At 35.6% G+C, this 19782-nt stretch carries 22 protein-coding genes; all 22 read right to left on the reverse strand.

Annotation, left to right across the window (positions count from 1 at the left end; translation table 11 throughout):
- Positions 1 to 16: 16 nt before the first annotated feature.
- The 22 genes from ftsX to ACY9Z2_RS07535 all read right to left on the reverse strand — a co-directional run bounded on the left by ftsX (position 17) and on the right by ACY9Z2_RS07535 (position 19780).
- Positions 17 to 910 (reverse strand): permease-like cell division protein FtsX, encoded by an 894-nt coding sequence (gene ftsX, locus ACY9Z2_RS07430; RefSeq protein ID WP_463608985.1) that lies wholly within the window; start codon positions 908 to 910, stop codon positions 17 to 19.
- Positions 900 to 1586: a cell division ATP-binding protein FtsE gene (ftsE, locus tag ACY9Z2_RS07435; RefSeq protein WP_463608986.1), complete on the reverse strand. Its 687-nt coding sequence runs from the start codon at positions 1584 to 1586 to the stop codon at positions 900 to 902. The genes ftsX and ftsE overlap by 11 nt, the downstream gene beginning before the upstream one ends.
- Positions 1587 to 1881: 295 nt before the next feature.
- Positions 1882 to 2976 (reverse strand): C39 family peptidase, encoded by a 1095-nt coding sequence (locus tag ACY9Z2_RS07440; RefSeq protein ID WP_463608987.1) that lies wholly within the window; start codon positions 2974 to 2976, stop codon positions 1882 to 1884.
- A 56-nt stretch (positions 2977 to 3032) separates the two neighbouring features.
- Positions 3033 to 4946 carry an asparagine synthase (glutamine-hydrolyzing) gene (gene asnB, locus ACY9Z2_RS07445; RefSeq protein ID WP_463608988.1) on the reverse strand — a complete coding sequence of 638 codons (1914 nt, stop codon included), beginning with the start codon at positions 4944 to 4946 and terminating at the stop codon, positions 3033 to 3035.
- A gap of 257 nt (positions 4947 to 5203) precedes the next feature.
- Positions 5204 to 5536 carry a cytochrome c551 gene (gene cccB / locus ACY9Z2_RS07450; RefSeq protein ID WP_463608989.1) on the reverse strand — a complete coding sequence of 111 codons (333 nt, stop codon included), beginning with the start codon at positions 5534 to 5536 and terminating at the stop codon, positions 5204 to 5206.
- Between the two features lie 27 nt (positions 5537 to 5563).
- A protein-coding gene (gene prfB / locus ACY9Z2_RS07455) for a peptide chain release factor 2 (RefSeq protein ID WP_463608990.1) occupies positions 5564 to 6665 on the reverse strand; the annotation gives its coding sequence in 2 pieces (ribosomal slippage) (positions 5564 to 6592 and positions 6594 to 6665; 1101 coding nt in all).
- A 151-nt stretch (positions 6666 to 6816) separates the two neighbouring features.
- The gene (gene secA, locus ACY9Z2_RS07460; RefSeq protein WP_463608991.1) at positions 6817 to 9327 is read right to left on the reverse strand and encodes a preprotein translocase subunit SecA; all 2511 of its coding nucleotides are present in this window, start codon (positions 9325 to 9327) and stop codon (positions 6817 to 6819) included.
- A 255-nt stretch (positions 9328 to 9582) separates the two neighbouring features.
- Positions 9583 to 9750, reverse strand: a complete 168-nt coding sequence (locus ACY9Z2_RS07465; protein WP_463608992.1) for a hypothetical protein — start codon at positions 9748 to 9750, stop codon at positions 9583 to 9585.
- A 281-nt stretch (positions 9751 to 10031) separates the two neighbouring features.
- On the reverse strand, positions 10032 to 10583 hold the full coding sequence (gene hpf / locus ACY9Z2_RS07470; protein ID WP_463608993.1) for a ribosome hibernation-promoting factor, HPF/YfiA family: 552 nt from the start codon (positions 10581 to 10583) through the stop codon (positions 10032 to 10034).
- Positions 10584 to 10762: 179 nt separating this feature from the next.
- A complete protein-coding gene (fliT, locus tag ACY9Z2_RS07475; RefSeq protein WP_463608994.1) occupies positions 10763 to 11116 on the reverse strand; it encodes a flagellar protein FliT in 354 nt (117 codons plus the stop codon).
- Positions 11116 to 11517 (reverse strand): flagellar export chaperone FliS, encoded by a 402-nt coding sequence (gene fliS, locus ACY9Z2_RS07480; RefSeq protein ID WP_463608995.1) that lies wholly within the window; start codon positions 11515 to 11517, stop codon positions 11116 to 11118. Before fliS ends, fliT begins: the two co-directional genes overlap by 1 nt.
- Positions 11518 to 11551: 34 nt before the next feature.
- Complete coding sequence (locus tag ACY9Z2_RS07485; RefSeq protein WP_463608996.1) at positions 11552 to 13075, reverse strand: flagellar hook-associated protein 2; 1524 nt, start codon at positions 13073 to 13075, stop codon at positions 11552 to 11554.
- Between the two features lie 15 nt (positions 13076 to 13090).
- The gene (flaG, locus tag ACY9Z2_RS07490) at positions 13091 to 13456 is read right to left on the reverse strand and encodes a flagellar protein FlaG (protein ID WP_463608997.1); all 366 of its coding nucleotides are present in this window, start codon (positions 13454 to 13456) and stop codon (positions 13091 to 13093) included.
- Between the two features lie 63 nt (positions 13457 to 13519).
- Positions 13520 to 13750 carry a carbon storage regulator CsrA gene (gene csrA / locus ACY9Z2_RS07495; RefSeq protein ID WP_463608998.1) on the reverse strand — a complete coding sequence of 77 codons (231 nt, stop codon included), beginning with the start codon at positions 13748 to 13750 and terminating at the stop codon, positions 13520 to 13522.
- A 3-nt stretch (positions 13751 to 13753) separates the two neighbouring features.
- Positions 13754 to 14251, reverse strand: a complete 498-nt coding sequence (gene fliW, locus ACY9Z2_RS07500; RefSeq protein WP_463608999.1) for a flagellar assembly protein FliW — start codon at positions 14249 to 14251, stop codon at positions 13754 to 13756.
- Between the two features lie 362 nt (positions 14252 to 14613).
- Complete coding sequence (locus ACY9Z2_RS07505; RefSeq protein WP_463609000.1) at positions 14614 to 15192, reverse strand: DUF6470 family protein; 579 nt, start codon at positions 15190 to 15192, stop codon at positions 14614 to 14616.
- 72 nt (positions 15193 to 15264) lie between these two features.
- A complete protein-coding gene (gene flgL, locus ACY9Z2_RS07510) occupies positions 15265 to 16149 on the reverse strand; it encodes a flagellar hook-associated protein FlgL (protein ID WP_463609001.1) in 885 nt (294 codons plus the stop codon).
- A gap of 8 nt (positions 16150 to 16157) precedes the next feature.
- Positions 16158 to 17741 carry a flagellar hook-associated protein FlgK gene (flgK, locus tag ACY9Z2_RS07515; protein ID WP_463609002.1) on the reverse strand — a complete coding sequence of 528 codons (1584 nt, stop codon included), beginning with the start codon at positions 17739 to 17741 and terminating at the stop codon, positions 16158 to 16160.
- 28 nt (positions 17742 to 17769) lie between these two features.
- Positions 17770 to 18258: a flagellar protein FlgN gene (locus ACY9Z2_RS07520; RefSeq protein WP_463609003.1), complete on the reverse strand. Its 489-nt coding sequence runs from the start codon at positions 18256 to 18258 to the stop codon at positions 17770 to 17772.
- 22 nt (positions 18259 to 18280) lie between these two features.
- Positions 18281 to 18547, reverse strand: coding sequence for a flagellar biosynthesis anti-sigma factor FlgM (gene flgM, locus ACY9Z2_RS07525; protein ID WP_463609004.1), 267 nt, complete (start codon positions 18545 to 18547; stop codon positions 18281 to 18283).
- Positions 18548 to 18635: 88 nt separating this feature from the next.
- Entirely contained in the window at positions 18636 to 19058 is a 423-nt protein-coding gene (locus ACY9Z2_RS07530) for a TIGR03826 family flagellar region protein (RefSeq protein WP_463609005.1), read from the reverse strand.
- A gap of 41 nt (positions 19059 to 19099) precedes the next feature.
- Complete coding sequence (locus ACY9Z2_RS07535) at positions 19100 to 19780, reverse strand: ComF family protein (protein WP_463609006.1); 681 nt, start codon at positions 19778 to 19780, stop codon at positions 19100 to 19102.
- Positions 19781 to 19782: the final 2 nt, after the last annotated feature.

Below are 19782 nucleotides of genomic sequence, written 5' to 3' on the forward strand. Positions count from 1 at the left end.
TTTTGTTTGGCTGAATTTAAACTTTTAGGAACTTGCGTACACTCATAACACTTCCCCAAATGCCAATCAGTGCTCCTATTGATAAAATTATTAGTGAAAGCTGCCATGCAAAAGGATTGAATGGTAGAATCTCAACGAAACTAAATGAAATTTTGCCACTTACATAAGTGTCAAGGTAATAATAGCCACCTAGTACGGCTGCAATTGGTATTACTGAACCTAAAACACCTAGTAGCATTCCTTCAATAAAGAATGGCCATCTAATAAATCCATTCGTGGCACCTACAAGTTTCATAATGCCAATTTCTTTGCTTCGTGCCATGATTGTAAGTTTAATTGTGTTGGAAATAAGGAATATAGCAGTAAAGACTAATCCTGCAATTAGTACTAATCCGATTGTTCTTGCATATTTATTAAATTCAAATAGGCGCTGAACAACGTCCTTACCGTAATTAACTTCCTGAACCGAGTTTAATTGTCTGATTTCCTTTGCAATAGATATCGTGTCAGTAGGATCTTGTGCTTTTACTACATATACATGGTTTAAAGGGTTATCTTGCTGAAACAGTTGCCAGGACTCCCCTTCCTTCCCCATGCTTTCGATTAACTTGTCCAATTGTTCATCCTTCGATGAGAAGTCCACATTTCCTACGCCATTAATTGATTCTATTTCATTACCAAGTGTTGTTATTTGCTCTTCATTTGCAGTAAGGTCGATAAGTACATTTATCTGAACATCTTCTTCTATTTCTTCAGCCATCTGATTTAAATTAAACATGAGGGCGAGAAACGCTCCAACTAAGATAAGTGTCGTCGTTACTGCACCGACAGATGCGACTGTCATCCAACCATTTCTAAAAATATTCTTTACGCCTTCGCGGAGGTGTCGCTTGATTGTTCTAAATTTCATATCCGTATTCACCTCTATGCTCATCACGAACAATCAAACCGTCTTCGACTGCGATAACTCGTTTTTTGATCGTGTTAACTATTTCTTTACTGTGTGTTGCCATAATAATCGTTGTACCGCGTGCGTTAATCTCTTCAAATACACGCATAATGCCCCAAGAAGTGTCAGGGTCTAAATTTCCGGTTGGTTCATCTGCAATTACAATTTTGGGATGATTGACAATTGCTCTTGCAATCGAAACACGCTGTTGCTCTCCACCGGAAAGTTCGTCAGGTAGGAATCTAGCCTTATTTTTTAAACCAACCAACTCTAAAACATCCATTACACGCTTTTTAATATTACGAGGAGATTCTTCAATAACCTCGAGAGCAAAAGCAATATTCTCATAGACTGATAGTTTTGGAAGCAGTTTAAAATCCTGAAAGATAACTCCTATATCGCGCCTGATATAAGGAACTTTTTTCTCTTTAATCGAAGTCATATCTACATTGTTAATGACAATAGTTCCAGTCGAAGGCTTAACTTCTCGGTACATTAACTTAACAAAAGTTGATTTACCGGCCCCACTTGGTCCAACAATATAAACAAATTCCCCTTGTTCAATTTCTATATTTATTCCATTCAGAGCAGTGACTCCGTTGGAATATGTTTTATATACATCTTTCATTGTTATCATATATGTATCACCTTTTGTTTGTGTTGTTTAGTATCTGAGTTGCAAAGTTATTCTTAGAAGTATCTTTTGAACACAACACCCTTTACCTTTAATATTTCTACTTTTTTTGCGTAATTCTTTTATAGTATAACATCTTTCGTCATAAATTTTGGGTAAAAAATATTACATTTGTATTTCAAATACAGCTAATCTATTACTTTATTGTATTATTCTGTAATTTATTGTAATTTATTGATCGATTATACATTTAATTGGTAAAGTAAAATGCCCCCGTTAAAATTTAACAGGGGCACATCTATTTATCTGACTTAGTAATTATTAAAGCGTGTTGACCAGCAGCTTTGTAAACAGAGAAAAATTCATTTTTATCATATGAAACTTTACCTTTTAACGGATCCATTACATGTACAAGGTTCCTATTATATCCTGTTAATACAACTGTATGGGAGTTGCTGATAGATTGAAATGGTTTATTCGTTTCATAGAGATACCAATTCATACCGGCCCGAGGATTTTTCATATCTGTTGTTGTCCAGATTATTACTGGTATACCTTTATTCAGTATATCTATGATTTTATTTTTCTCGCTTCCGCTAATATCAATCACTATATGGTTTCCGTCTACAGAATTAATATATTTTGTTGCCGCTTCAATAACAGGTGGCGCATAAACATAAAAACCATTTTTACTTCGAGCGTTCCCACCATATGCTTTATTTGGATCTGGACCAATCAGTTTTTCTCCTTTGCGAATAAATGGTCTTTTAGGTATATAATTATCTGATATTTTCACCTTATTGACATTATACCCAAAATGATTAAGGGTGCATGTCAATGCTGTAGCCTCACAGCCGTTTGGCAATTCTGGTTTCTGTAAAATTTCTACAACATCAATATTTAATTCCTTAATATTGACATTATTATTTTCATCCAACTCGTACTCTTTTACATAATTGGGTACATGATTTTTAATGCTAATCTTATTTTCCTTATCATTTAAAGTAATACTGTAATCCGTTTTATTAATAATATAAGGTTGTTTAACGGTAACCTGCCGGACAATGTAGGAGGAATTATTATCAAGCTTTACTGATGTAGCCTTACCAAATTTATTGGTTGTTATTACATCCTTTATTTCTTTGGATTCCACTGAAAATATTTGAAATTCACTACCTTTTAATGGAATTCCTTTAACCCCATCAATGTTTATAATAGTCAACTTTCTTTTTTCGTTTTCAGTAGTTATTAATGAAATGAATCCCTTAATTTCTTCAGCAACATTTTTTTTAAAAACATCCACATTAGCTAATAAAATCGTCATAATCAAGATTAAAAACAATAAGGAATTCCTTAATACTAACCATAAAGTATAGTTTCTAATATTAATCATATCCCTCTTAAAATCTGGGGTACCCGATGATTTATTCCAACTACAACACCTATAATTTAAACAGGTATAGGATCTTTTTCTTCATTTCTACCTTTTAATATTTCTATATCATTTACTTCTTGATTTAATTCGATAAAATACTTATTATACCAAACTAAAAACACATATACTGTCCAAATATAACGCTGTCGATTAGCCTTTCCAGTATAATGTTCATCGAGATATTGAATCAGTTGATTGGTGTGGAAAAACATATTTGCAATTTCTGATTCAAACATTTCCTTTACTAGATTATAGTATTTTTCTTCTCTCAACCAATGTCTGATAGGAACAGGAAATCCGACTTTTGGTCTGTTTGCCCATTCATCAGGTAAAACCTCTTTGGCCGCTGTCCGAAGCGCATATTTTGTATCAAGGTCATTTACACGGTACTTTGCAGGTAGTTTTCCAGCAGTACCCATAACCTCTTTATCTAAAAATGGAACCCTCAACTCAATAGAATGAGCTGAGCTCATTTTATCAGCTTTTAATAAAATATCCCCAGGGAGCCAATGTTTAATGTCAATATATTGCATTTTGGTTATATCATCTTTATTTTTAACTGTTCTGTACGAATTCTCAGTTATACTCTGTGCCGATGGAGCATTTTTGAATTCTTCTTTTAAAATATCTCTCGCATCCGCTTCGTCAAATATCTTTGCCTGACCAATAAACTTTTCCTCTACCTTTTGTCCACCTTTTACTATAAAATTAGTGATTCGATTTGTAGGTAGAGATTGACTAACCTTCGACAAAATACGTCGAATTAAAAATGGTATTTTTTCATATTTTTCCATTGATTTGCTTGTCCTATACCACTCATACCCTCCGAATAACTCATCAGCACCTTCTCCTGATAAAACAACTGTAACATGTTTACTGGCTAACTCTGCTAAAAAGTATAAGGGTACAGAAGAAAGATTAGAATGTGGCTCATCCATATGGTATTGAATCGTCGGGATAGCCTCAAAAAATTCATCAGCAGTTATTAGCTTCTTATGATTTTGGATTTTTAATATGTCAGATAGATCTTTTGCAAGATTTGTCTCGTTAAAAATCCCTTCATGATCTTTAAACCCAACTGAAAATGTATTATTCGGTTTTAAAAGTGCTGTCACATAACTTGAATCTATACCTCCAGATAAAAATGACCCCACATTGACATCACTTATTTTGTGGTAGTTAACAGATTCCTTCATTGTTTTTTTAATTTCTGCTACATAATGATCTAAATCATTGCTTTCATCATCAAAGTTCGCATCCCAATAAGTCTTAATGCTTATTTCACCATTTTTATAAAGCATATAATGACCTGGTCTTAACTTATATACACCCTTAAAAAAGGTTTCGTCTAAAACTGGATATTGGAATGTTAGATACGGTTTTAATGCTTCATTATTAAATTCCTTAACAAATAAAGGGCTTTTTAGGAAAGATTTGATTTCTGAACCAAATATAAAGGAATTGTCTATTGTGTTTTGTGTATAATAAAGAGGTTTTATTCCAAAAAAATCTCTAGCTATAAACATAACTTCTTCGTTAGAATCCCATATTGAGAATGCAAACATGCCTCTAACCTTTTGTAAAATATTGACACCATACTCCTCATAGCCATGAATAATTACTTCGCTATCCGTATTGCTACTGAAAACATGCCCCTTTTCAATAAGGTCTTGCATTAATTCTTGGTAGTTATATATTTCCCCATTAAAAATAAGTACAATGCTTCCATCTTCATTGTACATAGGTTGATTTCCTTCAGTAGACAAATCGATTATTTTAAGTCTTCTAAAACCAAGCGTCACTTTATCATCTGAATATATACCATCACTATCCGGACCCCGATGTTCAATTGTTTTCATCATATCATAGATTGTTTTTGATTTATTTATTTCAACTTTACTCCCAGCAAACCCAACAATTCCGCACAAATCTATCACCTCATAATTGATATTTTTCAATATTCATTCGCATTATTACTGTACCATGATAATAATGTCATAGATTAAAAGTGTTAATTTAAGGTACTATAACTTTTATTTTATTTAAGATTCTTTTATTTTGAGAAAATTAATGCTAAATACCTATTAAATTTTATCAGTATTTGTCTTTTTATGTCAATATGAACTTAGGGTTATAGAAGTTATTTCCATAAAAAAAGTCAAACAGGATATATCCCGTCTGACTTTTATTTCTTCTGAGCAAGCCATGAAGCTAATAATTCTACTTTATCACCTTTCACAACATCAGCAGGCATTTTTCCTTTTCCGTTTTTAATGATGTCCGCAATCTCTTCTTGCGAATAACGTGAGCCCACTTTTGTTATATCTGGTCCTGCCCCACCACTTAAATCAGAACCATGGCAATATGCACAATTGTTTTGATAAACTTCCTCCGCTTCACTCATTCCAGTTGTATCTTCATTAGCACCAGAAGGTTCGTTACCAGCTGTATTATTTCCTCCACAAGCACTCAGCACGATTGCTATTCCAAATAAGCTTGTAATCATCCATTTTTTCATATCTGGAACCTCCACTTATATTTAATTTTACTTAATTTGCGCTCGTAAGTAAGCGTCAATAAATGGATCAATATCTCCATCCATTACACCTTGAACGTTACCAACATCCAAATTTGTGCGATGGTCTTTTACCATAGAATATGGGTGGAAAACATATGAACGTATTTGGCTTCCCCAGCCAATCTCTTTTTGCTCGCCACGGATATCATCTAATTCTTGTTGCTGTTTTTCCAATTCTAATTGATATAGCTTAGACTTTAACATCTTCATTGCGTGTGCTCGGTTTTTAATCTGTGAACGTTCCGATTGACAGGTAACAATGACATTTGTTGGTAAATGTGTAATACGAATTGCGGAATCAGTCGTGTTGACATGTTGGCCACCCGCACCACTTGCTCGGTACGTATCGACTTTAATATCTTCCGTTCTTATTTCTACTTCAACATCATCCCCAAATTCAGGCATAACATCACATGAAACAAATGATGTATGTCTACGTCCAGAGGAATCAAATGGAGAAATACGTACAAGACGATGAACACCCTTCTCCGCCTTCAAGTAGCCATATGCATTGTGCCCTTTAATGTTTAACGTAACACTTTTAATTCCAGCCTCATCGCCTGGTAAGTAATCTAATGTTTCTACTTTAAAGTTTTTCGTTTCCGCCCAACGTTGATACATACGAAGTAACATACTTGCCCAGTCCTGCGATTCAGTTCCTCCAGCTCCTGGATGTAATTCGAGTATGGCATTGTTTGCATCATAAGGATCACTTAATAACATTTGTAATTCAAAACCATTAATATCTGAACGAAGCGATGTTAATTCTTTCTCTAGTTCTTGAAAAAGTTCTTTATCTTGTTCTTCTTTGACTAACTCATAGCTAACTTCACTGTTTTCCAATCGTTCTTCTAATTCTTCAAATCCATTTACATATTCTTTTATTCCATTTGTTTCATCAATTACTTTTTGTGCTGCTTGCGGATCATCCCAAAAATCGCCTGCTGTCATTTCGAGTTCTAGCTCGTTTATTCGTTCTTTTTTTACATCTAAGTCAAAGAGACCCCCTAAAGTCATTGATGCGTTTATTCATTTTGTCCAGATCATTTCTTATTTCTGCTAATTCCATCATGCTCACCTCTGAAATAAAAATTATTTTTGATAACTTGGCTTAGCTTCAAGATTTAATGGCGAAATCCTAAGTTTCCCTTTTACGGATATTGAATCTTATATTCCCTGTCAGTGCAATGAAAACACTCCCAAACTTTGGGAGTGTTAACTTATTTTCCGTGACAGTTTTTATATTTCTTTCCGCTTCCACATGGGCATGGATCGTTCCGCCCAATGTTTTCTTTCTTAACGTAAGGTTTTTTCACCTTATTCTTACTATCATCTCCGCCACCAGAGACTGCTTGCGTATTTTTCACTACCTCTTGGCGTTGTAGATTTTCACGAATTTGTGCCTTCATCACATATTTCGAAACTTCTTCCTCAATGGCAATGACCATTTGTTCAAACATAGCGAAGCCTTCTGCTTGGTATTCCTGTAATGGATCATTTTGTCCGTAAGCACGAAGGTGTATACCTTGACGTAGTTGATCCATTTGGTCAATATGGTCCATCCATTTTGAATCAACCGTACGAAGAAGAATAACTTTTTCAAATTCACGCATCTGCTCTGGCGTCAATTCTTCTTCTTTTTGATCGTATTTAACGTTAACTTTATCCATTATCGTTTCAATTATTTCTTCGGTATCCTTACCTTCTATATCTCCAACACTAATATCCTCGGAGTCTAATAGATTACCGTGTACGTAATCGATTATTGCTGAGAGTTCTTGTTGTTCCTCATCCTCATACATGTGTGATTTCACTACACGTTCAACTGTTGCTTTCATCATTTCTTCAATGATTTCACGGAGGTTTTCCGAATCAATTACATCAAAACGTTGTTTGTATATGATTTCACGTTGTTGACGTAGTACATCATCGTACGATAGTACTGTTTTACGTGCGTCAAAGTTATTACCTTCTACACGTTTTTGAGCTGATTCTACAGCTCTTGAAACCATTTTACTCTCGATTGGTTGCGTATCATCCATTCCAAGACGTTCCATCATATTTCGTAGATTATCGGAACCAAAGCGACGCATCAAGTCATCTTCCATTGAAAGATAGAATTGTGACATCCCTTGGTCTCCCTGACGTCCGGCACGTCCACGAAGCTGATTATCGATACGTCTTGATTCATGACGTTCAGTACCAATAACAGCTAATCCGCCTACGTCTAATACGCCTTCACCGAGTTTAATGTCTGTACCACGACCTGCCATATTCGTCGCAATCGTTACAGAACCTGGTTGTCCAGCATTTTCAATAATTTCCGCTTCACGGAAATGGTTTTTTGCGTTTAAGACATTGTGTTTCACACCAGCTTTTTTCAACAGCTGTGAAATTAATTCTGATGTTTCTACTGCAACAGTACCAACTAGTACTGGTTGTCCTTTTTCGTATCGTTCTTTAATATTCTCTACTACCGCACGGAATTTTCCTTCCATCGATTTATAGATCATATCTGCTTTATCATCACGAATAATCGGTTTGTTCGTTGGAATCGCAATTACATCCATCGCGTAAATATTACGGAATTCTTCTTCTTCCGTTTTCGCTGTACCAGTCATACCAGAAAGCTTCTGATACATTCTAAAGAAGTTCTGGAATGTAATAGATGCGAGTGTCATGCTTTCATTTTGGATTTGTAGTCCTTCTTTTGCTTCAATTGCTTGATGAAGGCCATCACTATACCGGCGCCCCTTCATTAAACGCCCAGTAAATTGATCGACTATGACTACTTCGCCTTCTTCTACTACATAGTCCGTATCACGATGCATGGAAGCATGCGCCTTCAATGCTTGGTTAATGTGATGTGTTAACGAAACATTATTTAAGTCAAATAAGTTTTCAATCGCAAAGTATTTCTCTGCCTTATTAATTCCTTCTTCGGTTAGCTGTACACCTTTTGTTTTCACATCATACGTATAGTCTTCTTCATTTTTCAATGTTGAAACGAATCCATTTGCTTGTTGATACATGGATGCAGACTTTTGTGCACTTCCTGAAATAATGAGGGGTGTTCTTGCCTCATCAATTAAGATCGAGTCTACCTCATCAATGATGGCAAAGTTTAATGGACGTTGGACCATCTGCTCTTTGTATAAGACCATGTTGTCACGTAAGTAATCGAATCCAAATTCATTATTCGTACCATACGTAATGTCGCAATAATAAGCGTCACGTTTTTCATCTTTTGTCAGTGCATTACCATTTAAACCTACTGTTAAGCCTAAGAATTGATAAAGCTCTCCCATTTCTTTAGCATCACGATCTGCTAAGTATTCGTTAACAGTGATAATATGGACACCTTTTTCTGCAATGGCATTTAAATAGGCTGGCATAGTTGAAGCTAATGTTTTACCTTCACCTGTTTTCATTTCGGCAATGTTTCCTTGATGAAGTGCAATTGCACCCATCAGCTGAACAGGAAATGGTCGCATTTTTAACACACGCTTTGAAGCCTCACGCACTAATGCATAAGATTCAACCAACATGTCATCTAACGTTTCTCCATTTCTATATCGTTCTTTAAATTCTTCTGTTTTTTTGGGAAAATCTACATCTGATAATTTTTCATACTCTGGCTCTAATGCTTCAATCTTATCTACAGTTTTTTGCAATCGATTAAGCTGTTTTTGGTTACCATCACCAAAAATTTTTGTTAATAATCCAGGCATAATAAACGCTCCTCAATATTGTTCAAATCATTATTTCCTACTATTGTCCACCATCAATAATAACACTTTATAAACACTCATGACAACTATATGAAAAGCCGAGAAGGCTGTTTGCCATAGAGATTTAAAAAGTAACGAACTGGTTTACGACTTTCTATGTAAAAAAGAGTTACTCGGGGATGAGTAACTCTTTTCGAGTGAGGTAAGTATGGAGGTTATTGCGGGATATTGGAAGAGACACATAATCGGGGAGTTTTAAAAAGAATGATTAAGTGAATATTCCTGTTTATTTTGTGCCTCAATTAAATCAGAAAGCTTTCGATTTGTTGCTGCGATAATAACGAGTAATTGCGTTATCGTTTCTTCTTGTTGTCTTACTTTAATAGCTAAATCATTAAACGTGACGCACCTTTGATCATTCACAATCATCCCCCCTTCTATATGGCATACTTACTTATATCACATAAAATAGTTGGAAGGCTAATTGCCGTTTTCTGAATTTGGTACTCTATTCGACAAAATTTTTAATACATATTATTAGGTGTTGCCATAAAAATGCCAAAATCATACAAGAAAGGTGACTTATTTAAGTCCAAATTCCAAATTTGGTAAAACGTTTTACAAAATTCGACAACAAGGAAAGGGAATTCCTTCATAAAAAAACGACCCCAATCGTGATTATTGGGATCGTTGATTTATATAGTTTAACTGTTTGGTTCAATAATTCCGTAGCGTCCATCTTTACGTCGATAGACTACATTCGTATCACCAGAAACCGCATTCGTAAATACATAGAACGCGTGTCCTAGCATATCCATTTGCAGTACTGCTTCCTCGGAATCCATTGGTTTTAAATTAAATCGTTTTGTTTTAACAATTTCAATTTCATCTGTTTCTTCTTCAACTTCGAAAGGTTCTTTTTCAAGCTCCGCGAAAACATGTTTTGCTGCACCGTTTTGACGAGACCTACGATTTACCTTTGTCTTATATTTACGGATTTGTCTTTCCAGTTTATCCACCACAAGGTCGATGGCAGCATATAAATCAATGTGCTGTTCCTCTGCACGAAGCAATAAGTTCGTCATTGGAATGGTTACTTCAATTTTCTGCTCATCATTATAGACACTTAAATTTACATGTACATCAGAAGTCGGAGGTGTATCAAAATACCGTTCTAATTTACCTATTTTCTTTTGAACGTAGTCACGAATCGAACCTGTCACCTCAATATTTTCTCCTCGAATGTTGTATTTCATAAAAGTGTCCTCCTTTCATCCTTATGTATTTAATATTCAACAATACCCCGTCTAATTCCTGCCTAAACTAAATAAAAATTCCGAAAATCATGTAGAAATTTGTCGATATTTCGCAAAACCTATGTATACCAAGGGATTTAAGCATATGAAAAAACTCCTGTAAAATTCAGGAGTTTTCGCTATTTTTTACTATCCATAAACATTCCATCATTTGTACGGACGTCTTTATATGGATTGACATAATTTTGATTTGATTTTTTTTGTTTTTTTAGCTCTTTCATTTCTACCTTTAATACATTTAGAACGTCGGTCATCATCACTTGAATTCTTTCATTCATCGCAACGAGTTCTTTACCTAATAACTTTTCCTCATCAGTAAAAGGAGGGTTTACTTCTTTCATTAATCTACTTCTCTGATCAATAAACAGATTAATTTGTTCAATAACCATCTCACGGTTTTTAGAGGTAACAGGTCCATTCAACAATTCTTCTAGTTTTCTACTAACCTCAACTAATTCTTCTAATGCACTCATTATACTTGTGCGCCTTGCGCATACTGGTTTTGACGAGTTTTTAAGATAACCTCTTTCCACGTATCTCTAAATTCAATGGCGAAAGATAATGCCTCGTCCAGAGATGATGGGTCGTTCTTTACATTACCTTCCTTTAGTTGATATAGCATATATTCATATAATGGTAGCATTTGATTGGAAATTTCAATTTCCGGATCCAACGTCAGCATCAGTTCCTGTATAATGTTTTGTGCCTTTTGTACATTTACATTTTTTGCTTCAAAGTTGTTTTCTTCCAAATTCTTTTTAGCTTGTTTAATAAACTTGATACATCCGTTATAAAGCATCATCGTTAATTCTGCTCCAGAAGCTGTGTTTACAGCGTTATCCTGATACGTTTGATACTGTTTATTCAACGTCATCGTTTCACTCCTTTAAAAATCTTCATAATGCTAATTAAGCACCGCCGAACTGAGACATTAAATAAGCGGATTGTTGATTCATACGTTGAATCGCCTGTTCCATAGCGGTAAATTGACCCCAATATCGATTCTCAACACGCACGAGTCGATCCTCGAACGCAGCTATTTGTTCATCTAAATCTTTCATTCGCTTACCTAGCGTATAGTTTTCAAGTGTATCTGTACCTGCGCCAGCTCGTTCTTCGATTTTGTTTCCAAAATTTTCAATTGTAGTCTCAAGCCGGTGGATTATTCCTCTACTCGCATCTTGCGTATCATTTGAAAATAACTTTTGAACATCATCAGGGTTTTCCCGTAAAGCCTCTTTTAATTCTTTTTCATTTACAATCAACTTCCCGCCATCCGAATAATCACTTGAAGTGGTAATACCAATTTGGGTTATAGAAGTAAATTCTCCACCAGTATTAACATTTGAATACCAATCACGTCGCATCGAAAACATGCCACTTTCAATAATGGACTCATTTCGTAATATACCACTCTTAGCTTTTTCTTCCCAAAGCTCAATTTGTTCTTCCGACATTTCTTCTTTTTGTTTATCCGTTAACGGTTTATACTCTCGATAGATTTCTTCCTGTTGTGTTTCGTTTAGCTTTTCAATCACTTGGTTGTATTTATCAACGAACTTCATGATGGAATCAAACGTTGCTTGAACGTTGTTGTCAACAGTTAACTTAGCTGCACCATCTGTAACACTTTTAAATTCGAAATTAATTCCATTTAAGGTGTAGTTATTATCTTTTGATTCAATAGTTAACCCATTATTATATGTAAATTTAGCGTCTTGTCCACCCTTTTCGAGTAAATTACCATTTGCATCTGTCATTTTCATATTCAATGTTTGGGTAAAAAATTCGTTTTCCCCATAAAAGATTATTTCTGCACCACTATATTCATAGTTATCATTGTAATTACCTGTACGTGTAGTCTCTAAAACTACTTTATTTGATTGCGGATCAAAAAATGCTCGGACATTGTTGTCTGCTTTTGTTATTTGGTCTAAGACATCATTTAATGTGTCATCTTTACTCACCGTAAATGTATGAGTCTGTCTATTGCCATCTTTATCATACGTGTAAAATGAAAAGTCACCAGTTGGAACATTTGCGCCAAACTGAGACTCCAAAGTTGCATTTGGGTCAATATCGGTTCCATTAAGACCGCTTATAACACCACCAACATTAATTGCTGATTCTGCAAGTCGCTCTACTGAGATTGAATACGAACCATTCGAAGATTCAGCCGTTGCGGTTGCTGTGACAGCATCCTCCTGTGTGGAACTTACAGATTTCGCATTATAAGTAGAACCTCTTTCCATCTCAAGGGTCATATTCTCTAATTCAAATAGTGATTTATTAATATCGCGATATGCATCACGTTTCCATGTCAATGTTGTTCGATCTTGCTCCATACGGTCTAATGGCATTCTTTCAGCTTTCATTAATTTTTCAACAAGCATATCTATGTCCATACCTGTTGCTAATCCACCAATACGCATATGTTCTCAACTCCCTTAGATCTTTTCATCCACCAGTAATCCCATAAATTCAGCCATTGCGGCGTACATATCTAGCATTTTTTTCGATGGAATTTCCTTGATTACTTGTTCTGTGATCGGGTTTATCACGGTTACATAGTAATCATCCAATTTTTCATGATAGACAAATCGAATATCTGTTTGCAACGATTCAATGAATTCATTTAACTTCGAAGTTACCGTTTCAATATTCTCTTTGTCTACCATTTCTTCATCATGAAGTTCTATTTTTTGATCTTGACTATTGTTTTCATTTGCCCTATTTGCTGTTGATGTATGTAACTTGTTGTATGTTTCACTTTGCAAGGGTTGGGAACTAGTTACTACTTTCTCAAGCCTCATTGCCCAAGCAACTCCTCATACTTTATTTTCTTTTATATCGGCACTTATTACCGCATTGTTAAACTATTTCTTACCATTCTTATTTCCTAAAAGTCCAATCAAATCAGCTGATAGATTTGCAGCTGCACTATTTTGTTCTTGAATCTCTAAATATATTTCCTTACGATGAATGTCCACTGACTTTGGTGCGTCTATGCCAAGCTTTATCTGGTCACCTTCTATTCCTAAAACCTTTATTTCTACTTCTTCTCCGATTTGAATGGATTCATTTAGCTTTCTTGTTAGTACTAACATTGACTAAACTCCCTTCACTTCAGAGGATTTAGGTTGATTAATTGCAGTCTTAGTCGAATAGTTTTCGTTGTTTAATATAAACTGTTTTCCCCTATTATTTGTTGGATTTATGATTATTGGCGCCTTCAAATTCAACGTGCTTTCTTCAAAAGGATCGTTTACAGTTACGATGGAAAACACAGTAACATCTTTTTCTTCTTGAATTACAAGAATTTCTTTCACATTCTCATTGAGCTCAAACGTATATTCATGCATGAAGTTATATGGATTTGTGATGACAAATGCGATTTCAGGTGTAGATGCAGATTGTAAAATTTGAAACACTGGATTCCCTGGCAAATCCAATAGAACAAACTTTGTTTCCTCGATAAAACCTGGCAAACCACTTGGGAAACTAATTAGTTGCTCATCATCGATTACTACTTCACCTAAATATTTAGTATTAATTTTCATATTGACATTCCCTTCTTTTATACCGTCTTGTATAAAACTAGTTGCCATAAGAACTATATATCAACAAGTCCCACCTGGAAATAGTTCGAACCGGATCGGTAACGGACACAGAAGCCCTTATTTTTACTTTTCACGCCTGTTTTATATGTTGATCGGACACAGGATACCTTATTTAAGTGAAAACAGGTTGTAATCAAGTTTTTTTACTGAATAAGGCATCGTGTGTCCGCGAACAAACACATTTGCACCAATTTTGCTCAAATAAGGTCTCTGGTGTCCGCTAATTTAATTTAACTACTAGTCAACTTGCCTTCAAAGAAGTCATTCATAAACTGTGAAATTTCTGCTGCTAGTTTACGTTCCTAACTCTTTAGAAAACTTGGCCAATCGCCAACCCCTAAGGCTTCAAACTATACTTTTATATCCGTGTTAAAAAGATTCACAAAATCTATTTTTAAGCTTTGATAGTTTTGCATATTGACATCTACTGAGCCTTTTGTATATTCAATTTGAGGCTTATGCGGTTCTGCTTCAATAATAGGTTTATTTACATTTACATTGATGGATACTTCAGCTGGCTGATAATTGATTTTCACAGCTGACATAGATGGGATAAACTTTATACCTAATTTTTTTGGATCATCAAACGCGTTTTGCATTGCTTGACTCACAATGGGATTCCCTTTATTCTCAATTCGCATTAAGGCATCACCTTGTTGCACACGCCGAGATGTACCTTCGTTAGCAGCCTGAAGTCCCTCATTTGCAAATTTTTCAATCAGTTTAAAAACGTGCAGGAGATTCATATCTTCCCAAGCTTTTGTTTGATTGATATCTAGCTTGGACGGAGTAGTGTTTATCCTCATTTCAGCTTTTGGTTGCTGAATTGATAAGGAGGCTTCCGGTTGTCTTATTTCTAACTTTCCGTTCATTTGTTGAATATTAATCCGCGCCATTTGCGATTGTATTCGGATTTGAGGTAATTGCATAAAATTTCCCCCTCTAAAACGAAAACCCTGACCCACCAATAGTAATAAGTGATCAGGGCTATGACGTTTATTTTAACGTAAGAAGTCTAATAGGGTCGGTTGAATGATACGAGATCCAGCAGACAATGCTGCACGATGTATGCTTTCTTGCGTAATTAACTTAGTTATAACCTTCTCATAATCGATATCTTCATTCTCAGACATCATTCGTTTTGCATTGATTTCTTGTGAGCCTAATCGATCTTCAATTAATTCAAGGCGGTTCATTCGTGCACCTAAATCAGCTCTAGCATTGATTACTTTGTCAATGCTGCCGTCTAATGTACCAATACTATTTTCAATTTCCGTTTGATTGTTTTGATCAAGGGCAGTAATGAATTCATCAATTTTTCCAAACAAGTCAGCATTGAATATTTCTGAGCCTGCTACATTTGCTTGAAGCTTTGTCCCACTTGAAACTTCAATCATGACTGGACTGCCATCTTGATTAAAGGTTAACCCACCATTTACCTCATCCATCGTAATCGGTTTTGCATCCGTCTTTGTACCATTAAAAATATACTTCCCATTTACGTTTGTATTAGCAATATCAATGATGTGTTGTTTTAACTGCTTTACTTCTTTCATGATATTTTCACGTTGTTCTGGTCCATACGTATCATTACTAGCTTGGACCGCCAATTCACGCATTTTTTGTAAGGCTTGTGTTGCTTTATCCAAAGCTGCATCTGAACTATCCATCCAAGTATGAACCTCGTTCGTGTTACGCTGAAATTGTTCAACTTCGATAACCTGGGAACGGTAATTCATACCTTTCATTGCGATAACAGGGTTATCAGAAGGTCGGTTTATCTTTTTGCCTGTTGAAAGTTGTTCTAGGTATGTCCCCATTTTAGAATAGCTATTGGATAGGTTATTTAGCATATTACTCGATAACATTCCTTGTGTAATTCGCATTTCTTACCCTACCTTCCTACAATACCCAAATTGTTAATAATTCGATTTAATAATTCATCTGCAGCTGTTAAACTACGCGCAGCCGCATTATACGCATGTTGAAATTTAATTAAATTTGCCATTTCTTCATCAAGTGACACAGAACTTACAGACATTCGTTGGTTTTCCACTTGTGATTTAAGAATAGAAGTGTTTTCAGCCATACGATTCGCTTCTTGTGCATTAACACCTAAATCCCCTATTAAGGATTCGTAAAAAGATTTCACAGATGTATTCTCACCAAGATCGGCCAACGGTGTTTCAAATACATCTGCTAAAGCTGCTGCGTTAGCACCGTTTCCAAGATCCCCCTCAACTCCTGCGGTAGGATCTAAGTCTTCACTAGCGGCAATTAAGTCAGGGTTTTCGATAATATCTGGATTTACTGTTATAGTTCCCGCAGTAATTGATCCTCCTGAAGTTGAAGTGAAAAATGCTACACCAGCATTACCTTCTAAATCTACACCCTCACCGTGCACACGGTTAAACTCCGTGGCAAACTCAAGCGCCATTTTATCCAAATTTGCTAGTATGTCTGTATATGTACCTTTTAAAGAACCATCAGCACTTTCATAACCATACGAATCGATAAAGCCTTTCAGTGAGCCAGTCACTTTCGTAAAGTCGATAGCTGTACCTGTACCATTAACTATTTCTCCTGTACTTTCATCCACCTGACCAACGGTAATACCTGTCACCACTTTAGAAGCAGTATCAGAATAAGATACCGAAAACGCTTGATGTGTACCGGTTGTACCATCTACTAGTTTTATAGGTTCACCGTTCACTTTCAATGGTTCGCCTGTACTATCAACTAATTTAATTGTAGCAACACCATCAGCAATTGCTAACGAACCGTCGCTACTTTTAGAATAATCAACTTGGATACTAACAATACTCGATAATTCATCAATTAATCGGTCGCGCTCATCGTATAAGTCATTTGGCAAATAGCCATTCGTTTCAATATTTTTAATTTGTTGATTTAATGCATCCACTTGACTAATTAACGAATTGGCGTCCGTGATAGATACATCTATCTGATTATTTAAATCTTCTCGCATGGAGTTTATGGAATCAGAGAAATAATTAAACGTCTCTGCCACTGCAAGTCCCCGTTGGGCTGCTACAGATCGTGCTCCAGAATTCTTAGGGTTAACTGATAAATCTTGAAGTGATTGCCAAAAATGGTCCATCGTCTTTGCTAAACCATTTTCAGACGGTTCATTAAGTAGCCCTTCCATACGACTAAGAGCACTTGAAACAGTCGAATAGTAACCTGCCTTACTATTTTCCTCGCGAAATTGATAATCCAAGTATTCATTTCTAATTCGCTGTACAGAACCAGCTTGAACTCCTGTTCCTATTTGCCCTGGTATTTGAGGACGATTTCTGGATACAGTAGGGAATGGTGTTGTTGTTTCAAAATTCACGCGTTGTCTTGTATAGCCTGGTGTATTGGCATTGGAAATATTATGACCTGTAGTATATAAGGCTGACTGTTGAGCAAATAAAGCTTGTTTTGCCATCTCTAGACCGTGAAAAGTACTCATTCAAATAATCTCCTCTCAAGGGAAAGCGTTATGCTTTGGAATCAAATACCGATCGTTTCGTTGATTCCGTATCTTTTTTGTTTCCATAATTTAGTTTATTAATCGACGGATTCATCAAATCCAATGACAATTCAACAAATTGTAATGACTGATGTATAAGCGCCTGATTCAGCTGTTCTTGACGCTTAAGGTTTGTTACAGCATTTGTTAATCTAGTTGTCACTTCCGCTAATACCGCTTGCTGATCTTTATCTGCTAGGTGCTCTAACATTGTTGTTATGGTATGATCATCCGTTTGTATATCATTTGTTCTAAACCACTCTTCTACTTCGTTTAAGCGTGCAGTTTCTAGTTGTTCCAACGCTTGTACATGCTTTCGTTCTTTAACTAGTAGAGATTGTAGTTTGTCCATATCGCCATCTTTAATCGTGACAGTTTTTTGTTCTGAAACCGATAAAAGACTTTCATGTAACATGACAAGCTTTTCTAACGATTGAATAATAGTTTCTAGGGACAAAATTTCGTCCTCCTCTATAGCTCTATTGTTGTTTCGTCCAGAAGGATATCATTTTTTGAGCTGTTTTTTCATAATTCACCTTATACTCGCCAGATTCAACTGCATTCTTGATTTTTTGAACGTATTCAGCGCGTTCACCACTAATCTTTTCATTACCTTGTAGTTGTTTAGCTTCATTTGATATCTGTAATTGATCTTTACCAATCAATTCTTTATTGACGTCTACTTTTTTTTGAATTTGATTTTTGTATGGATTGAAATTTGTATGGTTCGTTCCATTAATTTTCATACTATCTCTCACCTCTTTTTTTGTTCTTATACCCGTTAACTTTCCAGTTATATCTTATATCGGTTGATTCTTAAAAATGTAAAGGAGATTAATTATCCTTCTTGAAAGAATAATAAATAGCCGATTGTTTGTTTTCCTCGTCTGCCAGTCTCGTTGCCCGCTCTTCCTTGCGTGTTTCACTATCGAGATCACGCTGTAAAGCTTCTGAACACTTGGCACAAATTTTCCCAGAATTGATTATTCTGTCACACGTTTCACATTGGTAGCCAAGCTTTGGAAATTGAGAGGTTAAAAGACGTTTCTCTTTAATAAACTTTGTAATCGTCTTCTCGCTAACACCAGTTTCTTCCACGATGTCCAATAATGTTGCTTCTCTGTTTTTTCTCATTCGTAAAAATTGACTAACCGTTCTAAATGCTTTTTCCTCTTCATCAAAGCAGTTCCTACAAATATCACGAATTGTTTTTACGAACAATTCATCACAGCGAGTGCAATTTGCTAATTCACCCATTTATAATTCTCCTCATCATCCATTAGTATAACATACAGAACCTATCCTCTGATTAATGTCAACGCATACACAAAAGGACATCCCGCTTCCCTTAAAAGCGTTGCTGCATGCCGTAACGTTGTACCTGTCGTATATATATCATCGACAAGAAGAACTGATTTATTAACTGTTTCAGTTAGGAAAAATGGATTTTTAGACATCACTCGCTCTTTGCGCGTTTTTTTCGATTGTTTTTCACTATGAATACGTGTCAAAAGCTCTTTGGTTTCAATTGGTAAAAAATTCGCAAGCATGGTTGCTTGGTTGAATCCACGTTCACTCAACCGTTCCTGACTTAATGGAATAGGAACTGCCACCATATCCGTGGATAGTTTCCCAAAAATAGTATGAAAGTGATCTTTAAATAAAGGTTTAAATACTTCGCCCAAACAATAATCGCCACGGTATTTCCACTTCGTTACCACCTCTTTTATATAGGGGTTATAAGAAAAAATGGAATGATTTCTAACGATAACGTCTTCTTCGAAATGATTTTTCCACTTTATACAATCTAAGCACGTGGTGTCTTCAGTAGGTCGACTACATATTGAACATCGCGCTCCACTGATTACGTTCAGTCTCTCTTCACAATTCATACAAAGTGCTATTTTCCTTGGCAATAGGATAAAATTACTCCACGTCATAGTAGGAATTATTTCTTCATCACACCACAGACATTCCATTA

The organism is Virgibacillus sp. GM2-2, assembly GCF_055329585.1.

What these genes read in the sequence shown, in the direction of transcription:
- ftsX (WP_463608985.1), bottom strand. Translation starts at nt 910, where the DNA reads ATGAAATTTAGAACAATCAAGCGACACCTCCGCGAAGGCGTAAAGAAT.
- ftsE (WP_463608986.1), bottom strand. Translation starts at nt 1,586, where the DNA reads ATGATAACAATGAAAGATGTATATAAAACATATTCCAACGGAGTCACT.
- ACY9Z2_RS07440 (WP_463608987.1), bottom strand. Translation starts at nt 2,976, where the DNA reads ATGATTAATATTAGAAACTATACTTTATGGTTAGTATTAAGGAATTCC.
- cccB (WP_463608989.1), bottom strand. Translation starts at nt 5,536, where the DNA reads ATGAAAAAATGGATGATTACAAGCTTATTTGGAATAGCAATCGTGCTG.
- secA (WP_463608991.1), bottom strand. Translation starts at nt 9,327, where the DNA reads ATGCCTGGATTATTAACAAAAATTTTTGGTGATGGTAACCAAAAACAG.
- hpf (WP_463608993.1), bottom strand. Translation starts at nt 10,583, where the DNA reads ATGAAATACAACATTCGAGGAGAAAATATTGAGGTGACAGGTTCGATT.
- fliT (WP_463608994.1), bottom strand. Translation starts at nt 11,116, where the DNA reads ATGAGTGCATTAGAAGAATTAGTTGAGGTTAGTAGAAAACTAGAAGAA.
- fliS (WP_463608995.1), bottom strand. Translation starts at nt 11,517, where the DNA reads ATGACGTTGAATAAACAGTATCAAACGTATCAGGATAACGCTGTAAAC.
- ACY9Z2_RS07485 (WP_463608996.1), bottom strand. Translation starts at nt 13,075, where the DNA reads ATGCGTATTGGTGGATTAGCAACAGGTATGGACATAGATATGCTTGTT.
- flaG (WP_463608997.1), bottom strand. Translation starts at nt 13,456, where the DNA reads ATGAGGCTTGAGAAAGTAGTAACTAGTTCCCAACCCTTGCAAAGTGAA.
- csrA (WP_463608998.1), bottom strand. Translation starts at nt 13,750, where the DNA reads ATGTTAGTACTAACAAGAAAGCTAAATGAATCCATTCAAATCGGAGAA.
- fliW (WP_463608999.1), bottom strand. Translation starts at nt 14,251, where the DNA reads ATGGCAACTAGTTTTATACAAGACGGTATAAAAGAAGGGAATGTCAAT.
- ACY9Z2_RS07505 (WP_463609000.1), bottom strand. Translation starts at nt 15,192, where the DNA reads ATGCAATTACCTCAAATCCGAATACAATCGCAAATGGCGCGGATTAAT.
- flgL (WP_463609001.1), bottom strand. Translation starts at nt 16,149, where the DNA reads ATGCGAATTACACAAGGAATGTTATCGAGTAATATGCTAAATAACCTA.
- flgK (WP_463609002.1), bottom strand. Translation starts at nt 17,741, where the DNA reads ATGAGTACTTTTCACGGTCTAGAGATGGCAAAACAAGCTTTATTTGCT.
- flgM (WP_463609004.1), bottom strand. Translation starts at nt 18,547, where the DNA reads ATGAAAATTAATGGAACGAACCATACAAATTTCAATCCATACAAAAAT.
- ACY9Z2_RS07530 (WP_463609005.1), bottom strand. Translation starts at nt 19,058, where the DNA reads ATGGGTGAATTAGCAAATTGCACTCGCTGTGATGAATTGTTCGTAAAA.
- ACY9Z2_RS07535 (WP_463609006.1), bottom strand. Translation starts at nt 19,780, where the DNA reads ATGGAATGTCTGTGGTGTGATGAAGAAATAATTCCTACTATGACGTGG.